Raw genomic sequence first — 18493 nt, forward strand, 5'->3', positions numbered from 1 at the left:
GTGGGGCTAGTTACCGGCGCCGACGACGGTTTCGAAGTCGACGTTCTTCTTGAACACCGGCAGCAGGGCGCCGAGGACGAATGCCAGTGGGATCGACCACAGGAGCGTGCGGGCGACAACACCGTCGTCGAACAGCAGCGCGTTGTAATTGAGGATTGAGATGATGAGCACCGCGACCATGAGGGCCACGGCGGAGAACGGTGCCACTCGAGTGGTCCAAAATCCGCTCTCGAGCTTCTCGCGGATGAAGAAGACCACGATAGCGACCGATGCGAACGCCATCATCACGACGAATCCGATGGTGCCGAGGGCGACGAACCACGCGAACACGACGGTGATGGGATCGGCGCCGGACCAGAGGAATGCCATCAGGATGACACCGACGACGATGCCGTTGACGAGGGCAGCACGTGCCGGGGCCTGCGAACGCTTGGTGACCTGGGCGAGCGGCTGAGGCAGCGCGCGGGCGCGGGCGAGAGCGTACATGTAGCGGGCGAACATGTTCTGCACCCCGATGAGCATCGCGATGAAACTCGACACGACGAGGACCTGCATCAGCACGTCCAGCCACGGGCCGACGAAGTCGCGGGCAACTGCGAAGATGATGCCCGCGAGGTCATTGGCGGCGGCTTCCTGGACGTTGTCAGGTCCGACCGCGACGCTGACGGCCCAGGTGGCGAGAGTGTAGAAAACCCCAACGAAGATGATGACGGCGAAAAGCGCGCGCGGGATGGTGCGGCGGGGCTCGCGTGCTTCTTCGCTGAAGACCGTCGTGGCCTCGAACGTGGTGAAGCACGCGAAGACGAACAGGATCGCCACACCAAGGCCCGGCTGCACGAGGCCGGAGGGCGCGAAGCTGACGAGCGAGAGGTCCTTGCCAGCCGAGTTTGCGAACACGCCGATGATGAGCGCGGCAACAGCGATGATCTCAAGGATGAGGAGCACGCCGAGGATCCGAAGGTTCAGGTCTACGCCGAGCATTGTCAGGCCAGTCGTGAGGATCAAGAATCCAAGGCACCACACCCACACGGGCAGGTCGATCCCGAGGAACGTAGCGAAGAGTTGCTGGGCGAAGACACCGAACTGTGACCACAGTCCGATCTGCAGGGCGATGTATGTCACGACGACGATGCCAGCGGCCCCCGTCGCGGCGTGCCGGCCTAGGCCGCGTGCGATGTAGGCGACGAAACCGCCTGCGCTAACGACGTGTCGGCTCATCTTCAGGTAGCCAATCGCGAACACCGCAATGACGGCCGCGACGAGCACGTAGGTCAGGGGAACGACCGGTCCCATGATGGAGAAGATGACCGGGCTGGCTCCGACGAATGCGGCCATCGGAGCCGCGGCGGAGATGACAAAGAATGCCACCCCGATGAACCCGAGGCTGTTCGCCTTCAGGTTTGTCTGCCCCATCTGCGGAGCAGTCAGGGGGTGTTCTGTCGCATTGCTCACGGGTACTCCTTTGGACCAGGTCATCGCGGCGAGCGAACGGAATCTTCGCTCTGTTCGGGTAAGGGCATCTCTACGCGAAGCTGAGTTCATGGAACTAAGCATTTGCTTAGTGGAAAGTTACGCCCGGTTCCCTACTGCCGTCAAGAGGGCACTTCCGGATCAGTGGTCACGGTTGGACCCAGGCCGCAACGCTGTGCTTATGCTGAGGGCATGACCCGCGAATCGAGGGCCCTTGGCTATGGCGACGGACGGGAAGCTCTCCTGAAGGCGACCGTCGCGGTCGTCGCGCGCAAGGGCCTGCGGGGACTGACGTTTCGCGCGGTCGCCGAGGAAGCCGGAGTGAATAACACTCTCATCGCGCACTACTTCGGGAACAGAGACGGCCTCCTCGCGGCCGCTCTCGAGTGGAGCGCAGACCGCTCCATCGGTGCGGCAGATCTGTCCGAGTATGCAACGGATGCTGAGCACTTCCGCGCCGCACTGGTGAGCAACGTGCTCTCGGAGCCCGATGTCGAGATCTTCCAGTTCGAGATGATTCTTGAGTCCAGCCGCCGGCCAGAGCTGCAAGCACCAGTGCGGCGCCTGTACGAGCGCTACGTAGCCGCACTCGCGGCCGGTCGCGAGAAACTAGGCGCCCCAAGCAGCGAACCGCTGAACCTCGCCCTCTTTGCAGCTCTCGACGGACTGATGCTCCAGTACCTCAGCCGATCCATCACCGCTGAGCAACTCGAGGATGCCGTCGCCGCACTTGGCATCGCCGTGGCATCGGCGCCGGCGACGTCGTCCACCTCTGCCTAGACGGTCAGCCGTGGCGGGTCATCGCTGGCGGTAGTCAAAACTAAGCATTTGCTCTATTGTCTTCCTCACCGCACTGCTGCGGACCTAGGAGGACACAGATGTCAAGCAAAGCGTTCACAAGTGCAGGCACCCTTGACCGCAACGCGGCCGAGCCGTTCGAGGTAGGGGTCGTCCAGTGGCTGCGCCGACCCGGAGACGGCGAGCGAGCGGACCTGTCGTCCGGTTTCTGGTTCATTCACCCTGACGAGACGCCTGGCCCGATGGTCGTTGTCGGGCATGCGGACGAAACCGTCTACATCCTCGAAGGGCGCGTGCGGATTCAGCCGGACGGCGGCGAGGAGATCGAGTTGACTGCAGGCGGGTCAGCATCCATCAACAAGGGCGTTTCGGCCACCTGGACCGTACTCGAGCCGACCGTCGAGTTCTTCGTTTACTCCTGAATCGAGCATTCGTGGCCAACGACTACGACGTCATCGTCATCGGAGCGGGCTTTGCCGGTCTCACCGCTGCTCGCGAGCTCTCCCACGCAGGCAAGCGGGTGGCAATCCTCGAAGCACGTGACAGAGTCGGCGGACGCACTTGGCTCGCTGAGCGAATGGGCATGGACCTCGAACTCGGTGGAACCTGGGTGCATTGGACGCAGCCCCACGTCTGGGCTGAGTTGCGCCGGTACGGGATCGGGCTTGTCCCGAGTCCCACCCCGCAGGACGCCTATTGGTGGGATGGAAGCCGAGCACGCGTCGGCACGCCTAGCGAACTGCTGGAGTTGCTCGACCACCCGAACAGACTCCTCTTGGCGGGTGCGCGGGACGTCTTCCCGCAACCGTTCGACGCTCTGTCCTCGCCCCGCGCGGCCGAAATCGACGGGCTCTCGCTGCGGGACCAGATCGACTCGCTGCCTCTTACACCAGACCAGGCCACGCTTCTTCGCTCGTTCTGGACGCTCAACTTCAATGGCCGCATCGACGACGCGGCCTTCACGCAAGCACTCAGATGGGCGGCCTTGGCGAACGGCGACTGGAAGGTGATGTTCGAGGCGTGCGCCAGCTACAAGGTCGCGGGTGGCACGTCAGCACTCGCTGAGGCGATGCTGTGGGACATCGACGCCGACGTCCGCTTCAACGCGGACGTGCAAACCATCACACAGGAAGACAGCCAGGTAGTGGTGACCAGCGCTGACGGCTCGGTCCGCACTACCGACCATGTCGTCGTCACCATTCCTCTCCACGCACTTCCACGAGTGGCCTTCACTCCCCCGCTGTCAGAAGAGATCAACGGCGCCGTCGAGCTGGGTCAACTGGGACTCGGCACGAAGATCTGGTTCACCATCGACGGAGAGCACCCCGCATTCGTCGCGTTCGGCGGAGAGGACTGGCCACTGAACTTCTTCCAATCCGAGTACGTCCGAGACGGACGAACGTTCGTCATCGGCTTCGGCCCGGATGCTGGCGCCATCGATCCCGGGGACCTAGACGCGATTCAAGAGGTGCTGCGGCGATTGATGCCCCACGTCCGTGTGGTCGAGAGCGCAGCCCACGACTGGGTCGCCGACGCGTTCGCGCACGAGACTTGGCCGATGCATCGCACGGGGTTCCTCACCCGCTCGCTCGAGGCGCTGCAACGACCGCAAGGACGAGTGCTGCTTGCCGGCTCGGACGTAGCCGACGGCTGGTGCGGCTTCATTGACGGGGCCATTGACAGTGGCCTCAAGGCCGCACGCACCGTCATGCAAACCGCGGAACTAGCGCCCCCTCGAGTCGTCTGACCGATGCGGCGACAGAGTGTGACCGCCTGCAGGTTCGACCCTTCCCGAAAGTCAACAGGAGCCGGCACTCACGCAGGACGACCCCGAAGCTCGGGTGTCCCGAAGGTTCAAGTGATGCGACTACTCCCGACACGCAACTCGCCACATCGTGCGCCCATCCTGCCAGTCCTCGAAACCAGCAGATCGAAGCGAGCGCATTAGGCCGGTCAGTGCCTTGTCGCGCTCCGCTCCCGGCGGATAGCCTCACCGTGGCGGAGATCGGAACTGCGTTGGGCGTGGGGCGTTCGACGATCCACCGCGCACTCCGGAGAGCGCGCAACTGGGCGTTCACGCGGACCCCAAATTGGACATTGCGGAGACGTCGAATGCAGCCGGAACCAGATCTTCCCAACTCCGGTAAGTCACTCACGGATGCCGAAATCGCTTTCGCCCTGGCAGCTGGGGTCCCAGGACGCGCGTTGTCAGAGGAGGCGCGACTTCAAAGCCAAGAACACGAACAGTGGTCAGCGGAGGTCATTGCTGCGGAGCTTCGCAGCTGGCCCACCCTCGATGACGTTGCAGGCATGCTGAATGTTGAGTCCCTGGCTGTGCGACAGCTCGTCCAGGACGGGGAGTTGACGAGTGTAGTCATCGGAGGCGCCATCGCTATTCCGCCATGGCAGCTCACGGACGATGGTCGGTTGCTGCCCGGCCTGAAAGCGGTCATCGCAACGCTTACGCCCCACGATCACCCCTATTTCGTACAGCGTCTAATGACGTTCCCCGTCGACGAGCTCGAGAACAGATCCGCAAGAGAGGCATTGGAAGAAGGCGAGCCAGTCTCACTGATCATCGAGTGGCTTAGCTGGCGCGGAGGTGGGGGCCGACGAAAACTCGCCCAAACCGACCGCGAGCCCCCAATGCTGGCTACCGCCGCCTCTACTTGCGAGTGGGCTATCCGCGCTACTGCAATACAACGCCGTTACGCGACGTCTCCCCCGACAAACTCCTCGATGAAGTCGATGAACTTGAGGGCGTCGGCCCGCGTGGCGCCATGCTTCACGAGCGCCTTTACGAGCTCGGGCTTCAGCCGCTCCCGCAGCTCAACCGGAATGACGTCCATGGAGAGCATGTTTCCCGCGTAAGCAACTGCCCGTACCGCCGCAAGTAGCCCGTCCCGTCGCAACGCGATCTCATCCTCAGAGAGTCGCGAGCGATCCAGCCCACCATGTCCCTCACCCGCGAGCAACACGGAGTATGCCAGGACCTTGGCCGCGCGACTAACGTCTCCATGCTGGAGCCACACATTCGCAGACGGCCACAGCCCCTCCGCGAAGAGCAGCTGAGTCTCGTGCTTCTGTGATGACTACCTTGCCAGAATGAGGACGCCGCTTAGGCAGCCATCCCGTTCACGGGGTCCTGAGTCAGGCGGTCGCGGAGCTGCGTTGGCAGAATGCCTCGACTCGCGAGCACGCTGGCGACGAGGTCACGCACCTCGGTGGGCTGTCGACCTGGCGCCTTCGTGAGGAGCTCTTCTCACGCGGCTTCGACGTCGTACGCGATCTCGCTCACTAGTGCAGGCGCATCGAGATGTACGTGGGCTTCTGCACCCTTGGCGCCATCGGTGTCCACTACCTCGGGTACAGACGCGCCCCGAGTGCTTGTTCAAGTCGTGCGACCGTTCGGATGTCCGGCCACACGTCGCCGGCAAGGACCTTTCGCACCGTGGCCTCGTCAAGTTCCGCCGCGCGGGCGACACCCCTGACACTCGTCGCCCCCATCGCGACGCGCAGATTCAGCACGATCTGCCGCGCGATCTCTCCCGCAGCGTCCCTGGACTCACTGTCCGGCCAAGACCTCGTCAGTTCGGCCGGCTTTGCGCGCTTCGAGTCACTCACAGAGCCCTCACCCACGCGTTGGTTGCGATCCCAGTGGTTTCATGTGCCAACCACGCAATCTGTGCCACGTCGCATGATGTGTGCCAACTTCAGCGAGTTGAAATGCCACAATGCGAGCCGCCGCACAGGGACCTAGAAGTCCCAGTCGTCGTCCTCGGTGGCCTCGGCCTTGCCGATGACGTACGACGAGCCCGACCCGCTGAAGAAGTCGTGGTTCTCGTCGGCGTTGGGCGACAGCGCCGACAGGATCGCCGGGTTCACGTCGGTGACGGTCGCGGGGAACATCGCCTCGTAGCCCAGGTTCATGAGGGCCTTGTTGGCGTTGTAGTGCAGGAACTTCTTGACGTCCTCGGTGAGGCCGACGCCGTCGTAGAGGTCCTGCGTGTACTGGATCTCGTTGTCGTAGAGCTCGTACAGCAGCGAGAACGTGTAGTCCTTGATGTCCGCACGCGTCGCCTCGTCGACCTTCTCGAGCCCCTTCTGGAACTTGTAGCCGATGTAGTACCCGTGCACGGCCTCGTCACGGATGATGAGGCGGATGAGGTCAGCGGTGTTGGTCAGCTTCGCCCGCGACGACCAGTGCATCGGCAGGTAGAAGCCGGAGTAGAACAGGAACGACTCGAGCAGGGTCGAGGCGACCTTGCGCTTGAGCGGCTCGTCTCCTCGGTAGTACTCCATGACGATCCGAGCCTTCTTCTGAAGGTTCTCGTTCTCGACCGACCACCGGAAGGCCTCGTCGATCTCCTTCGTCGAGCACAGCGTCGAGAAGATCGATGAATAGGACTTCGCGTGCACCGACTCCATGAACGCGATGTTGGTGTACACCGCTTCTTCGTGCGGCGTGATCGCATCCGGGATGAGCGAGACGGCGCCCACCGTGCCCTGGATGGTGTCGAGCAGCGTCAGTCCCGTGAACACCCGCATCGTCAGGGTCCGCTCCTCGGGAGTGAGCGTGTTCCACGACTGGATGTCGTTGGACAGCGGCACCTTCTCGGGCAGCCAGAAGTTGTTGACGAGGCGGTTCCACACCTCGAGGTCCTTGTCGTCCTCGATGCGGTTCCAGTTGATGGCCTGGACGTGATCCAGGAGCTGGAGCTTCTCGCTCATGTTCTCTCTTCCTAAAATCCCAGATCAGACTGTCAAAGTGTGCACGAGACGCACTCCGCCATGTCCGTGCCCTCCAGCGCCATCTGGCGGAGGCGGATGTAGTAGATCGTCTTGATGCCCTTGCGCCACGCGTAGATCTGCGCCTTGTTGATGTCGCGCGTGGTCGCGGTGTCCTTGAAGAACAGCGTCAGCGACAGACCCTGGTCGACGTGCTGCGTCGCGGCGGCGTACGTGTCGATGACCTTCTCGTAGCCGATCTCGTAGGCGTCCTGGTAGTACTCCAGGTTGTCGTTGGTCATGAACGCGGCCGGGTAGTACACGCGACCGAGCTTGCCCTCCTTGCGGATCTCGACCTTCGCGGCGATCGGGTGGATCGAGCTCGTCGAGTTGTTGATGTAGGAGATGGAGCCGGTCGGGGGCACCGCCTGCAGGTTCTGGTTGTAGATGCCGTACTGCTGGATCGAGGCCTTGAGCTGGCGCCAGTCGTCCTGCGTCGGGATGTGGTGACCGGCGAACATGTCCTTGACCTTGTCGGTGGCCGGAACCCACTCCTGCTCGATGTACTTGTCGAAGAACTCGCCCGTGGCGTACTTCGAGTCCCAGAAGCCGTCGAACACCTGGCCGCGCTCGATCGCGATCTTGTTCGAGGCGGTCAGAGCGTGGAACAGCACCGAGTAGAAGTAGATGTTCGTGAAGTCGACGCCCTCTTCCGAGCCGTAGTACACGTGCTCGCGAGCGAGATAGCCGTGCAGGTTCATCTGGCCCAGGCCGATGGCGTGCGACCGGTCGTTGCCGTCCTCGATCGAGCGCACCGAGCGGATGTGGCTCTGGTCGCTCACCGCGGTGAGCGCGCGGATGCTGGTCTCCACGGTCCTGGCCAGGTCACCGCCGTCCATCGCCAGCGCGATGTTGAGCGAACCCAGGTTGCACGAGATGTCCTTGCCGATCTGGTTGTAGGACAGGTCCTCGTTGAACGTCGTCGGAGTGTTCACCTGCAGGATCTCGCTGCAGAGGTTCGACATGTTGATGCGGCCCTTGATCGGGTTGGCCTTGTTCACCGTGTCTTCGAACATGATGTACGGATAACCCGATTCGAACTGGATCTCGGCGAGCGTCTGGAAGAACTCGCGCGCGTTGATCTTCGTCTTCTTGATCCGCGGGTCGTCGACCATCTCGCGATACTTCTCGGTGACCGAGATGTCGCCGAAGGGCACTCCGTAGACGCGCTCGACGTCGTACGGCGAGAAGAGGTACATGTCCTCGCCGTTCTTGGCGAGCTCGAACGTGATGTCGGGAACGACGACACCGAGCGACAGCGTCTTGATGCGGATCTTCTCGTCGGCGTTCTCGCGCTTGGTGTCGAGGAACCGCATGATGTCGGGGTGGTGGGCGTTGAGGTAGACCGCGCCGGCGCCCTGGCGTGCTCCGAGCTGGTTGGCGTAGCTGAAGCTGTCTTCGAGCAGCTTCATCACGGGGATGATGCCCGAGGACTGGTTCTCGATCTGCTTGATCGGCGCACCCGACTCGCGGATGTTCGACAGCAGCAGGGCGACGCCGCCGCCGCGCTTGGACAGCTGCAGCGACGAGTTGATGCCGCGCGAGATCGACTCCATGTTGTCCTCGATGCGCAGCAGGAAGCACGAGACGAGCTCGCCGCGCTGGGCCTTGCCGGCGTTGAGGAACGTCGGGGTCGCCGGCTGGAACCGGCCCGAGATGATCTCGTCGACGAGGCTGGTCGCAAGCTGCTCGTCGCCGTCGGCGAGGGCGAGGGCGGTCATGACGACGCGGTCTTCGAAGCGCTCGAGGTAGCGCTTGCCGTCGAAGGTCTTGAGCGTGTAGCTGGTGTAGTACTTGAACGCTCCGAGGAACGTCTCGAAGCGGAACTTCTTGCCGTAGGCGAAGTCGTTGAGCTTCTGGATGAACTCGAACGAGTACTTCTCGAGCACGGCGGGCTCGTAGTACTCCTTCTCGACCAGGTAGTCCAGGCGCTCCTTGAGCGAGTGGAAGAACACCGTGTTCTGGTTCACGTGCTGCAGGAAGTACTCCCGTGCGGCGCGCTTGTCGGCGTCGAACTGGATCTTGCCGTTGGCGTCGTACAGGTTGAGCATCGCGTTGAGGGCGTGGTAGTCCATGCCTTCGAAGCGCGCCTCTGTCTTGAATGTCATCTCGGTCAGTGCAGTGTCTGCCATCTTTCCAATCCCTCGCTCACGCGTTCCACGTCTTCAGGCGTGCCGAATACCTCGAGCCGGTACAAGTGCGGCACGTGGCACTTGCGGCTGATGATGTCGCCGGCGAGACAGAAGTGCTCGCCGAAGTTGGTGTTTCCCGCGGAGATGACTCCGCGGATGTGGCGCCGGTTGCGCTCGTCGTTGAGGAACCGGATCACCTGCTTGGGAACGGCGCCCTTCTCCTCGCCCCGCCCCTGGCCTCCGCCATAGGTCGGCGTGACGAGGATGAAGGGCTCGTCTACCACGAGCGGCGGATCGGTCCCGTGAAGGGGGATCCTCACCGCCCGTGCGCCCAGCTTGTCGATGAAGCGCGCCGTGTTCCCCGAGATGCTCGAGAAGTAGACCAGCAGCGGCGCATCCGTCACGACGCGCCGCGTCGTGAGCGCCGACATGTCAGGCCAGACGCGAGGCGAGTTCGTCGATCTTGTCGGGACGGAAGCCCGACCAGTGGTCTTCGTCGGTGATGACGACGGGCGCCTGGAGGTAGCCGAGCGCCTTGACCTGCTCGAGGGCCGCGGGGTCCTGTGAGAGGTCGTGGATTTCGTATTCGATGCCCTTCGAGTCCAGCGCTCGGTAGGTCGCCGTGCACTGTACGCACGCGGGCTTCGTGTAGACCGTGATCGCCATGTCGATCTGCTCTCCTCAGTACTCTTCCGGAAGAATCCGGGTGATTCTCCGGCAGGCCCCCCACCGGGAGTCCAATACTACATATGGGTACCGACATTCGATAGCACCACAAGGGCTAGTAGTTACATCCGTGTGATTTTCCACCGTTGTCCCCATGTACAACACAGGTTCTCCACCGATTCATCCACAGCCGGCGACGCGATCACGAGTCTGGAAAATCCCTGAATCACGCGCGTTTCGGATGCCGCGGCCGCATCCATCCACAGAGCGGACGCTACGCGCGGCCTCCGACATCGGATGTGCCTGTGGATGGCGTCCTCGGCGTGTCGCGGCGTGTCGCGCGCCGGCGTGCGGGGACGCCCCGTGCATGGCAGAGCGGCACGGCGCAGTAGCGTTGTCCAGTGGCTGGCTACGGTGATCTCCTTCGCACTCCGGGAGTCGGCCGCATCATCGCCGCACAGCTGACCGCGCGCTTCCCGAACGGCATGACGAGCCTGGCGATCCTGCTGCACATCGAGCATGTGACCGGCTCCTACGGCGCCGCCGGCCTGGTGCTGGCGGCCACCTCGATCGGCCAGGCGGTCGCCGGCCCGGTGACCAGCCGATGGATGGGCCGCTGGGGCATGCGCCGGGTGCTCACGGCGACGCTCGCCGTCTGCGCCGCGTCGCTCGCGGCGATCGCCCTCTTCTCGCTCCCGGTGCCCGCGTACATGGCGCTGGGCCTGATCTGCGGCCTGGCCACGCCGCCGGTCCAATCGGCCGTGCGCACGATCTACCCCAAGATGGTCACGTCCAGGCAGCTCACCCCGCTCTTCTCGCTCGATGCGTCGCTGCAGGAGATCATCTGGATCTTCGCGCCGGTGCTCATCACGTTCGTCGCCACGCAGGCGGGCACCGTCCCGGCGCTGCTGCTCATCGTGGCGACGCTCATCGGCGGTGGCGCGTGGTTCATCCTCTCCCCCGAGGTCGGCCGCGTGCGCATACCGCGCAGCCGCCGTCGCCTGGGCCGCGTCCTGGCCAGACCGCCCGTGCTGCTCGCGACGATCGTCGGATTCCTCCTCATCGGCGCGTGCGCGGCGGTGGAGGCCGGCGTCGTCGCCACGTTCGATCACGGCGGCCTCGAAGCGGGTCTCGTCCTCGGCGTGTTCGCCGTGGGCAGCCTGGCGGGTGGCCTGTCGTTCGGCCACCTGCCCATCGGTCGCTGGGCGATGGCCCGACGCCTGGGGATCTTCACGGTGGGCATCGCATTGACCGTGATCTCGCTCAACGTGTGGTGGCTCGGAGGCACGCTTCTGCTCGCGGGAGCGGGGATCGCCCCCGCGCTGGCGGTGATCTACGCGATGACCTCGGCGAGCGTGAAGTTCAGCGACACCGCCGAGGCGTTCGGGTGGATCGGCACCGGCCAGCTCATCGGCGCCGCCGCGGGATCGGCGATCGCCGGATTCCTCATCGACGACATCGGACCGACGGGCGCGCTGATCGCCGGAAGCGGGTTCGCCGTCGCCGGCCTGGCGGTCGCCATCATCTTCGTTCGCGGCTTCCCCGACCTGCGCGATCGCGATGCGAGCCCGATCCCCGACACCGAGCCCGTCCAGACGATCGGCTGACGCGGGCCGGCGCTGCGAGGGCTACGCGATGCGGCGCAGCAGCTCGAGCACGGCGAGCGCGTACGCATCGGCAGGTTCGGGATGCTGGAACGCACGCTGCTCGTCACCGAGCACGATCTCGACCTCGTGAGTGTCGGGCAGCCGCCGCAGCGCCCGGAACGCGCCGCGGAGCAGCTCACGCAACTGGTGCTCGTGCGGCAGCCACAGCGCGTCCTCGAGCGCCACGGAGTCCAGCGCCCACTCCGTCGTGCCGTTGAAGGCGAGGATCCGTCCGGTCGGGTACTCGCGCGGCTCGATCGTCATCTCACTGACAGTGAAGACGTCGGCCTCGAACTCGGGCTCGTCGAGCTGGAACCGGTCACCCGAGCTCGGGTGCCACACCAGCCCGGCATCGCGCAGCGCGACAGCCATTTCCGTCGAGATCATCCCTCCATTGTGGGACCATCACGCCGCGACGAGCTCTCCCGCCTCACTGCGTGCAACCTGCGCGGCCGGCGCCGAGGCGAACGCCGGCTCGGGGAGCGAAGCCGCCTCCTCCTGCCACTCGAGCACGATGCCGCCGCTCGAGTTGGCCTGGTTCGCGAGGTCCCGCAGGTACTCTCCGTCCAGAGGCTCGGGATCGGGGTTCGCGAAGACGAACCGCAATGGGATCGACGGCTGCATCCAGATAGAAGTGCGACCCGGCGCATGGCCGTCGAAGTGCCGCCATGTGAGGAGGAAGCTCTCGCCGCGGCGGAGCTTGGTGGTCACGACGACTTTCACGTGCGCCAGGACCCGGTCGGGGATTTCAGCGGGGCCGGTCTCGGACCCGTAGTAAAGGTGCGCCATGTCTCTCCCCTTCTCGTGTGTCTACACTGTATCTCGTGCAGTGTATTTCTAGTTCAGTGTATATGTAGTTTACTAACTAAGAAATCATGCATCTGTCCTAATGCGTGGTGTACTATGCTGAGGCGCACGAAGCTTCGCGGAGGTCTGCCATGCCACTCACCGTCGTCCGTCACGAAAGTGAGCACCTGTACGCCGAACAGCCCGAGACCGATGCCGGTCGCAGGCTGAGCGAGGCGATCCTTCACCTGTGGCGTGCTGAGCGCGATCAGATGGAACAGGCGCAGCAGTCGTCTGAACTCTCGACCATGGACCTCACCGCCCTGCGCTACCTCGTCCAGGGTCGGCGTGATGGCCGAGACCTCGGCCCCAAAGACCTCATGGTGATGCTCAACACGTCGAGCGCGACCGTCACCAACGTCGTGGACCGACTCGTCGCACGCGACTACGTCCAGCGTGTCGATCACCCGACCGATCGGCGCGCCCACTACCTCGTCGCGACCGATGCTGCGGTCCAGCGCGTGGACGACTCCTTCGCGCCGCACCACTCCGCGATCGTCGCCGTCATCAACGAACTGCCCGAGCACGAGGCCGAGTGCGCGGCCGACGTCGTGCGTCGCATCGCGAAGGAACTCGACAAGTTCGTGTGACGCGGCACGAGGCCGCCCTAGGCTGGAGGCCGTGTCTGCCCCGGTGCTCCTCCCCCGCCTGACGTGGGGGTTCGTCACCGCCTCCCGTCGAGCGCTCCTCGTCCACGGCCTCGGCTCGAACGGAGCGCTGATGTGGCGCTATGGCGTGGCGCTGGCTGATGCCGGCTGGCGGGCGGATGCCGTGGACCTGCGCGGTCACGGCACGGCCCCGCGAGCACTGGACTACCGCATCGCCGCGTACGCGGCCGATCTGGCTCAGACGCGCCCATCGGACGGCGGCGCGTGGGACCTCGTCATCGCGCACTCTCTCGGGGGCGCGGCATCCGTCGTCGCCGTCGCGGACGATCCGCAGTGGACCCGCCACCTCGTCCTCGTCGACCCGGCGATCGCGCTCACCGACCGCGACCGCGAGATCGTGCGAGACAGCCAGACGCGCTCGTTCGAGGATCCGAGCCAAGCCGCCGTGCGGGCGGAGCACCCCGGCTGGCACGAGCACGACATCGAGCTGAAGGCGGTGTCGGCGCAGCAGGCGAGCCGGTGGGCGGTCGAGCAGACCAGCTCGCAGAACGAGACGTGGGACGTGACGGATGCCGCGATCCGCGTGGACGTGCCCACACATGTGATCGCGTCGGACCCCGCCGTCTACTCGATCTTCCGCGGCAAGCCGGCGGAGTCCGTCGTGACCCGGAATCCGCGGTTCGCGATGTCGGTGGTGCCAGGCGCCGGCCACTCGCCGCACCGCGATCAGCCCGAGGCGACGCTCGCGGCACTCCGTGATGCCCTCGAGGGCTGGGGCTTCAACCGCTGAGCAGCCCGCGGAGTGCAGCGCCGGCATCCGCCCGACCCGGCCCACGACGCGCCGCACGCGGCCACAATGGGATCGTGACCGCCGACTTCGACCCGACCGCGATCCTGTCCGATGAGCTGCTCGAGCGCGTGCGCGGACGCGCCGCCGCGCACGATCGCGAGAACACCTTTCCCGATGACGACCTCGCCGACCTGAAGCAAGCCGGTTACCTGGGCATCCTCGTGCCTCGTGAGCTGGGCGGTCTGGGGCTGGGGCTGGCCGAGGCATCCGTCCTGCAGCAGCGGCTGGCGGGAGCGGCACCTGCCACCGCCCTCGCGATCAACATGCATCTGGTGTGGACGGGTGTCGCGAAGGTGATGGCGGACCGCGGCATCGACGCCCTGCGATTCGTGCAGGAGGGAGCCGCGGCCGGCGAGGTGTTCGCGTTCGGCATCAGCGAGGCCGGCAACGACCTGGTGCTGTTCGGGAGCGGGACGGATGCCGCGCCCCTCCCTGACGGGAGCTATGCGTTCACAGGCACCAAGATCTTCACCTCGCTCGCCCCGGTGTGGACCCAGCTCGGCCTGCACGGCCTGGACACGTCGTCGCCGGACGCCCCGCAGATGGTGTACGCGTTCGTGCCGCGGTCCGAGATGCAGGCGGACCGCGTGGTGGTGCGCGACGACTGGGACACCCTGGGCATGCGGGCGACGCAGTCCCGCACGACCGAGCTGCACGGCGCAGTCGCTCCGGCTGACCGCGTGGTGCGACGGCTCACGCCCGGCCCGAACCCCGATCCCCTCGTGTTCGGCATCTTCAGCGTCTTCGAGCTGCTCCTGGCGTCGGTGTACACCGGGATCGCGCGCCGGGCGCTGGATCTCGCGGTCACGGCCGCCGGCACCCGCACGTCGAAGCGCACCGGCAAGGCGTACAGCCAGGATCCCGACATCCGCTGGCGCATCGCCGGCATGGCACTCGCGTACGACGCGCTGCCGCCGCAGATCGAGGCGCTTTGCTGCGACGTCGACGAGCTCGCCGATCACGGTCCACGGTGGTTCTCGCTGCTGGCGGGCGTCAAGCACCGGGCCGTCACTGCGGCGAAGGCCATCGTGGACGACGCCGTGCTGGTCGCGGGCGGCTCGTCGTACTTCTCACGCAATGAGCTCGGCCGCCTCTACCGCGACGTGCTGGCGGGGCTGTTCCACCCCTCCGACCCCGAGTCGGCGCACTCGACGGTCGCGAGCGCGTGGCTCGGGCCGTTGGAGGAGTAGCGGACTCAGGCGTCCTGGATGTAGTGGCGCACGGTCTCGTCGCGCTGCACCAGGAAGTCGTCGTCCTCGGGGTAGTACACCGCGGCGTCGACGTCGGCCCCGGCGAATTCGCGGACGGCGTTCATCGACTCCCACCGCGACACCGTGAGGATCTCGGTCGTGCCGTCGCCGAGGTCGCGCGTGAGGATCCAGGCGTCGAGGTTGCCCGGCGTCGACCGGTACTCCCCCATCCCAGTGCGTTCGACGTACTCGACGTACTCGTCGCGCTCCTGTGTGCGGATCACGCCGCGCCACACGCGGACGACGGGCTGGTGCGAGGTCATGAGCCCATCCTGCGATGATCCGGGGCGCGACGGAAGGGCTCGCGGCGCATATGGGCGCCCGTGCGAGGATGACCGCATGGCGCGAACTCCGACCCACCTACTGAGCGCGGCCGACCAGGAGCGCCGGCGCGGACTGCGATTCATGAAGGGTGTCGCACTGGGCGCGCTGGTGTTCATGGCCGTGCTGTTCGCCATCTCGTTCGCGTTCCAGCAGCAGGTTCCCGCGCTCACGTACGTGCGTGCGGCGGCCGAGGGCGGCATGGTCGGCGCGCTCGCCGACTGGTTCGCGGTGACGGCTCTGTTCCGGCATCCGCTCGGAATCCCCATCCCGCACACCGCGATCATCCCCAGCCGCAAGGACGAGATCGGACGCACCCTCGGCGAGTTCGTCGAGACCGAGTTCCTCCGCGGCGATGTGGTGCGCACCAAGCTCGAGGCGACGGCGATCGCGTCGAGGCTCGGCGACTGGCTGCGGCATCCCCCGCACGCCGAGCGTGTGGCGGCCGAGGCCTCGGTCATGGCCGCCGGCGTGCTGCAGGCCCTCAGTGACGACGACGTGCAGGATGTCATCGAAGACCTCGCGCGCGAACATCTGATCGCCCCGGAGTGGGGTCCGCCGCTGGGCGAATGGCTCGGGCGCATCGTCGAATCAGGTGCGCACCACGGCGCGGTCGACATGGCGCTGGAGAACATCGCGACGTGGCTGGGCACCAACCAAGCCGCGTTCAGCGGTCTCGTCTCGCGACGGCTGCCGTCGTGGGTCCCCTCGGTCGCGCACCGACTCGTCGACGACACCGTGTACAACGAGGCGGTCAAGTTCGTGGCGGCGATCCGTGCCGACGCCGATCATCCCGCCCGCCGCGCGGTCGACGGGTACCTCGAGCGTCTCGCCGACAACCTGCAGCGCGACCCCGCCACGATCGGCCGGCTCGAAGACGCCAAGCACGCGGTGTTCGACAGCCCGCGCATGCGGGCGCTCGCCGCCGAGGCGTGGAACACCGCGAAAGCCGGACTGCTGCGTTCTCTCGCCGACCCCGACAGCGGTCTACGGCGCCGCGCGGCGCGGGCGCTGGCCGAGATCGGCGAGCGATTGACGACGGATGCCGCACTCCAGCGCCGTGTGGACTCCTGGGCGACCGGCGCCGCCGTCTTCCTCGTCGAGCGCTACCGCCACGACATCGCGTCGATCATCACCGACACGGTGGAGCGGTGGGACCCCGCCGAGACGACCGAGAAGATCGAGCTCATGGTCGGGCGCGACCTGCAGTACATCCGCCTGAACGGCACGATCGTCGGCGCGCTCGCGGGGCTCGCCATCTTCTCCGTCGCCCACGCGTTGCTGGGGTGAGACGGGCTACCCTGAAGCCGTGTCGCGCGACGAGCCCATCGACCAGCCCACGGATGAACCCACGCAACTCCTCTTCAGCTACGGCACGCTCCAGCACGCCGACGTGCAGCTCGACACGTTCGGGCGCCTGATTGCGGGCGACGACGATGCGCTGCCGGGCTACACCGTCGACTATGCCGAGATCGCGGACCCGCGCGTGGTGGACCTGTCGGGGCTCTCGGTGCATCCGATCGTGCGCGCCACGGGCAACCCGCTCGACAAGGTGCTCGGCAGGGCGCTGTGGGTCACCGACGACGAACTCGACGCGTCGGACGAGTACGAGGTCGCCCTCTACCGGCGGGCGTCGGTCGTGCTGGCCAGCGGACGCACGGCCTGGGTCTACGTCTCGGCATGACACGGCGGTAGCGTCGTGGGGTGACGTCTCCCGCTGACCCGCCGCCTGCCGCCGACCAGCTCTCCGTCGATCCGCTGTGGCCTCGCGCGGGCGGCTGGCCGCGAATCGGCGACGATGGCGGATGGGATGCCGCGGTGCTGGGTCTCCCGGCATTCCGCACGTCGCTCTCGCCGACGGGAGCCCACGCCACGCCCGCCGCCGTCCGGGCGGCGTTGCGCCGCTTCAGTCCCACGCTCATCGGACCGCCGCCGATCGACCTCGGCGAGGTGCTGCGCATCGCGGACGCCGGCGACGTCGATGAGCCGGACGGACCGGCCGGCGAGGCATCCGTCCGCACCGCCGTCGCGTCCCTCAGAGAGCGCGCCGGCCTCGTCGTGGCGCTCGGCGGCGACAACTCGATCACGTACGCGGTCGCGCAGGGTGCGGCAGCCTCCGGACTGATCACCCTCGACGCGCACTTCGACCTGCGCGACGGCGTGTCGAACGGGTCCCCGGTGCGACGGCTCGTCGAGGCCGGCATGGACCCCCACCGCATCGTGCAGGTGGGCATCGCCGACTTCGCCAACTCCGCCGCGTACGCGCGCCGCGCCATCGACCTCGGCATCACCGTCATCACCCTCGACGAGGTGCGGCGCCGCGGCATCCCGGACGTAGTCGCCCACGCGCTCGCGATCGCGGGCTCCGACGGCGGCCGGATCCATCTCGACATCGACGTCGACGTGTGCGACCGGGCGGTCGCTCCCGGCTGCCCGGCCTCGGTGCCCGGCGGGCTGCAGGCCTGGGAGCTGCGTGCGCTCGTGCGAGCCGCGGCATCCGATTCCCGCGTGCACAGCGCCGACATCGTCGAGGTGGACGCGACGGCGGATGCCCCCGACGGGCGCACCGTGCGGCTCGCGGCGCTGTGCGTCCTCGAACTTCTCGCGGGAAAGGCGATCGCGCGATGACCGGCGCGGGGATCACGCTCGTGCTCGTGCGGCACGCCAAGTCGGACTGGGGCGACCCTCACCTCGACGACCACGACCGCCCGCTGAACGATCGTGGCCGGCGCGACGCGCCGCGCATGGCGCGGCGGCTTGCCGAGACGGGATTCCGGCCCGACGCGCTTGTGTCGAGCACCGCGGTGCGGGCCCGCACGACGGCCGAGGCGTTCGCCGAAGAGCTCGGCGCCGCCGTGACGCTCGACCCCGAGCTCTATGGAGCGCCGGCGCGCGCCCTGCTTGCCGCCGCCGCGGCGACCGGCGTCCGATCGGTGCTCGTCGTGGCGCACGACCCCGGGATGAGCGTGCTCGCGGCTCAGCTGTCGGGCGACGGCATCGCCCACATGCCCACGTGCGCCGTCGCGACGTTCCGCTGGGACGACGGGGACTGGGATGTGGCGACCGCCCTCGATCCCGCCGAGTGGACGCTCGACACACCCCGCTGAGCTCGCCGCGG

At 66.4% G+C, this 18493-nt stretch carries 20 protein-coding genes; 11 read left to right on the plus strand and 9 right to left on the minus strand.

All coding sequences use genetic code 11. The annotated features are described in order from the left end of the window. Positions 1 to 6: 6 nt before the first annotated feature. Positions 7 to 1413: an APC family permease gene (locus ACLKM7_RS00895; RefSeq protein ID WP_436445128.1), complete on the minus strand. Its 1407-nt coding sequence runs from the start codon at positions 1411 to 1413 to the stop codon at positions 7 to 9. A 249-nt stretch (positions 1414 to 1662) separates the two neighbouring features. On the opposite strand from ACLKM7_RS00895, the gene ACLKM7_RS00900 reads away from it, so the two are divergent. The 3 genes from ACLKM7_RS00900 to ACLKM7_RS00910 all read left to right on the plus strand — a co-directional run bounded on the left by ACLKM7_RS00900 (position 1663) and on the right by ACLKM7_RS00910 (position 4015). Further along, a complete protein-coding gene (locus ACLKM7_RS00900; protein WP_436445130.1) occupies positions 1663 to 2250 on the plus strand; it encodes a TetR/AcrR family transcriptional regulator in 588 nt (195 codons plus the stop codon). A gap of 98 nt (positions 2251 to 2348) precedes the next feature. Continuing rightward, complete coding sequence (locus tag ACLKM7_RS00905; RefSeq protein WP_436445131.1) at positions 2349 to 2690, plus strand: cupin domain-containing protein; 342 nt, start codon at positions 2349 to 2351, stop codon at positions 2688 to 2690. A gap of 11 nt (positions 2691 to 2701) precedes the next feature. After that, positions 2702 to 4015 (plus strand): flavin monoamine oxidase family protein, encoded by a 1314-nt coding sequence (locus tag ACLKM7_RS00910; protein ID WP_436445132.1) that lies wholly within the window; start codon positions 2702 to 2704, stop codon positions 4013 to 4015. Positions 4016 to 4976: 961 nt separating this feature from the next. Here ACLKM7_RS00910 and ACLKM7_RS00915 read toward each other — a convergent pair. The 5 genes from ACLKM7_RS00915 to nrdH all read right to left on the minus strand — a co-directional run bounded on the left by ACLKM7_RS00915 (position 4977) and on the right by nrdH (position 9854). Further along, positions 4977 to 5126: a hypothetical protein gene (locus tag ACLKM7_RS00915; RefSeq protein WP_436445133.1), complete on the minus strand. Its 150-nt coding sequence runs from the start codon at positions 5124 to 5126 to the stop codon at positions 4977 to 4979. An 898-nt stretch (positions 5127 to 6024) separates the two neighbouring features. Next, a complete protein-coding gene (nrdF, locus tag ACLKM7_RS00920) occupies positions 6025 to 6999 on the minus strand; it encodes a class 1b ribonucleoside-diphosphate reductase subunit beta (RefSeq protein ID WP_436445134.1) in 975 nt (324 codons plus the stop codon). 32 nt (positions 7000 to 7031) lie between these two features. After that, the gene (gene nrdE, locus ACLKM7_RS00925; protein WP_436445750.1) at positions 7032 to 9164 is read right to left on the minus strand and encodes a class 1b ribonucleoside-diphosphate reductase subunit alpha; all 2133 of its coding nucleotides are present in this window, start codon (positions 9162 to 9164) and stop codon (positions 7032 to 7034) included. Positions 9165 to 9169: 5 nt separating this feature from the next. Continuing rightward, positions 9170 to 9619, minus strand: a complete 450-nt coding sequence (gene nrdI / locus ACLKM7_RS00930; RefSeq protein ID WP_168910923.1) for a class Ib ribonucleoside-diphosphate reductase assembly flavoprotein NrdI — start codon at positions 9617 to 9619, stop codon at positions 9170 to 9172. Between the two features lies 1 nt (position 9620). Further along, positions 9621 to 9854, minus strand: coding sequence for a glutaredoxin-like protein NrdH (nrdH, locus tag ACLKM7_RS00935; RefSeq protein WP_109210303.1), 234 nt, complete (start codon positions 9852 to 9854; stop codon positions 9621 to 9623). A 401-nt stretch (positions 9855 to 10255) separates the two neighbouring features. Between nrdH and ACLKM7_RS00940 the strand changes: the two genes are divergently transcribed. Continuing rightward, positions 10256 to 11461 (plus strand): MFS transporter, encoded by a 1206-nt coding sequence (locus ACLKM7_RS00940; protein WP_436445135.1) that lies wholly within the window; start codon positions 10256 to 10258, stop codon positions 11459 to 11461. A 21-nt stretch (positions 11462 to 11482) separates the two neighbouring features. On the opposite strand, the gene ACLKM7_RS00945 is transcribed toward ACLKM7_RS00940, so the two are convergent. Next, positions 11483 to 11887 carry a pilus assembly protein CpaE gene (locus ACLKM7_RS00945; RefSeq protein WP_436445136.1) on the minus strand — a complete coding sequence of 135 codons (405 nt, stop codon included), beginning with the start codon at positions 11885 to 11887 and terminating at the stop codon, positions 11483 to 11485. 18 nt (positions 11888 to 11905) lie between these two features. After that, positions 11906 to 12289, minus strand: coding sequence for a DUF7882 family protein (locus tag ACLKM7_RS00950; protein WP_436445137.1), 384 nt, complete (start codon positions 12287 to 12289; stop codon positions 11906 to 11908). Between the two features lie 149 nt (positions 12290 to 12438). On the opposite strand from ACLKM7_RS00950, the gene ACLKM7_RS00955 reads away from it, so the two are divergent. The 3 genes from ACLKM7_RS00955 (at position 12439) to ACLKM7_RS00965 (ending at position 14994) form a co-directional block, all read left to right on the plus strand. Continuing rightward, complete coding sequence (locus tag ACLKM7_RS00955) at positions 12439 to 12936, plus strand: MarR family winged helix-turn-helix transcriptional regulator (RefSeq protein WP_436445138.1); 498 nt, start codon at positions 12439 to 12441, stop codon at positions 12934 to 12936. Between the two features lie 31 nt (positions 12937 to 12967). Then, positions 12968 to 13744 carry an alpha/beta fold hydrolase gene (locus ACLKM7_RS00960; RefSeq protein WP_436445139.1) on the plus strand — a complete coding sequence of 259 codons (777 nt, stop codon included), beginning with the start codon at positions 12968 to 12970 and terminating at the stop codon, positions 13742 to 13744. Positions 13745 to 13815: 71 nt separating this feature from the next. Continuing rightward, complete coding sequence (locus ACLKM7_RS00965; RefSeq protein WP_436445752.1) at positions 13816 to 14994, plus strand: acyl-CoA dehydrogenase family protein; 1179 nt, start codon at positions 13816 to 13818, stop codon at positions 14992 to 14994. Between the two features lie 5 nt (positions 14995 to 14999). Here ACLKM7_RS00965 and ACLKM7_RS00970 read toward each other — a convergent pair whose 3' ends face one another. Continuing rightward, a complete protein-coding gene (locus ACLKM7_RS00970) occupies positions 15000 to 15317 on the minus strand; it encodes a hypothetical protein (protein ID WP_436445140.1) in 318 nt (105 codons plus the stop codon). 76 nt (positions 15318 to 15393) lie between these two features. Between ACLKM7_RS00970 and ACLKM7_RS00975 the strand changes: the two genes are divergently transcribed. The 4 genes from ACLKM7_RS00975 to ACLKM7_RS00990 are packed head-to-tail and all read left to right on the plus strand — an operon-like array spanning position 15394 to position 18482. Continuing rightward, positions 15394 to 16665, plus strand: coding sequence for a DUF445 domain-containing protein (locus ACLKM7_RS00975; RefSeq protein ID WP_436445141.1), 1272 nt, complete (start codon positions 15394 to 15396; stop codon positions 16663 to 16665). A gap of 19 nt (positions 16666 to 16684) precedes the next feature. Beyond that, a complete protein-coding gene (locus ACLKM7_RS00980) occupies positions 16685 to 17059 on the plus strand; it encodes a gamma-glutamylcyclotransferase family protein (RefSeq protein WP_436445142.1) in 375 nt (124 codons plus the stop codon). Between the two features lie 20 nt (positions 17060 to 17079). After that, entirely contained in the window at positions 17080 to 18003 is a 924-nt protein-coding gene (locus ACLKM7_RS00985; protein WP_436445143.1) for an agmatinase family protein, read from the plus strand. Continuing rightward, a complete protein-coding gene (locus tag ACLKM7_RS00990) occupies positions 18000 to 18482 on the plus strand; it encodes a SixA phosphatase family protein (protein ID WP_436445144.1) in 483 nt (160 codons plus the stop codon). Before ACLKM7_RS00985 ends, ACLKM7_RS00990 begins: the two co-directional genes overlap by 4 nt. Positions 18483 to 18493: the final 11 nt, after the last annotated feature.

Source organism: Microbacterium sp. I2 (assembly GCF_051364985.1).
GTDB lineage: Bacteria > Actinomycetota > Actinomycetes > Actinomycetales > Microbacteriaceae > Microbacterium.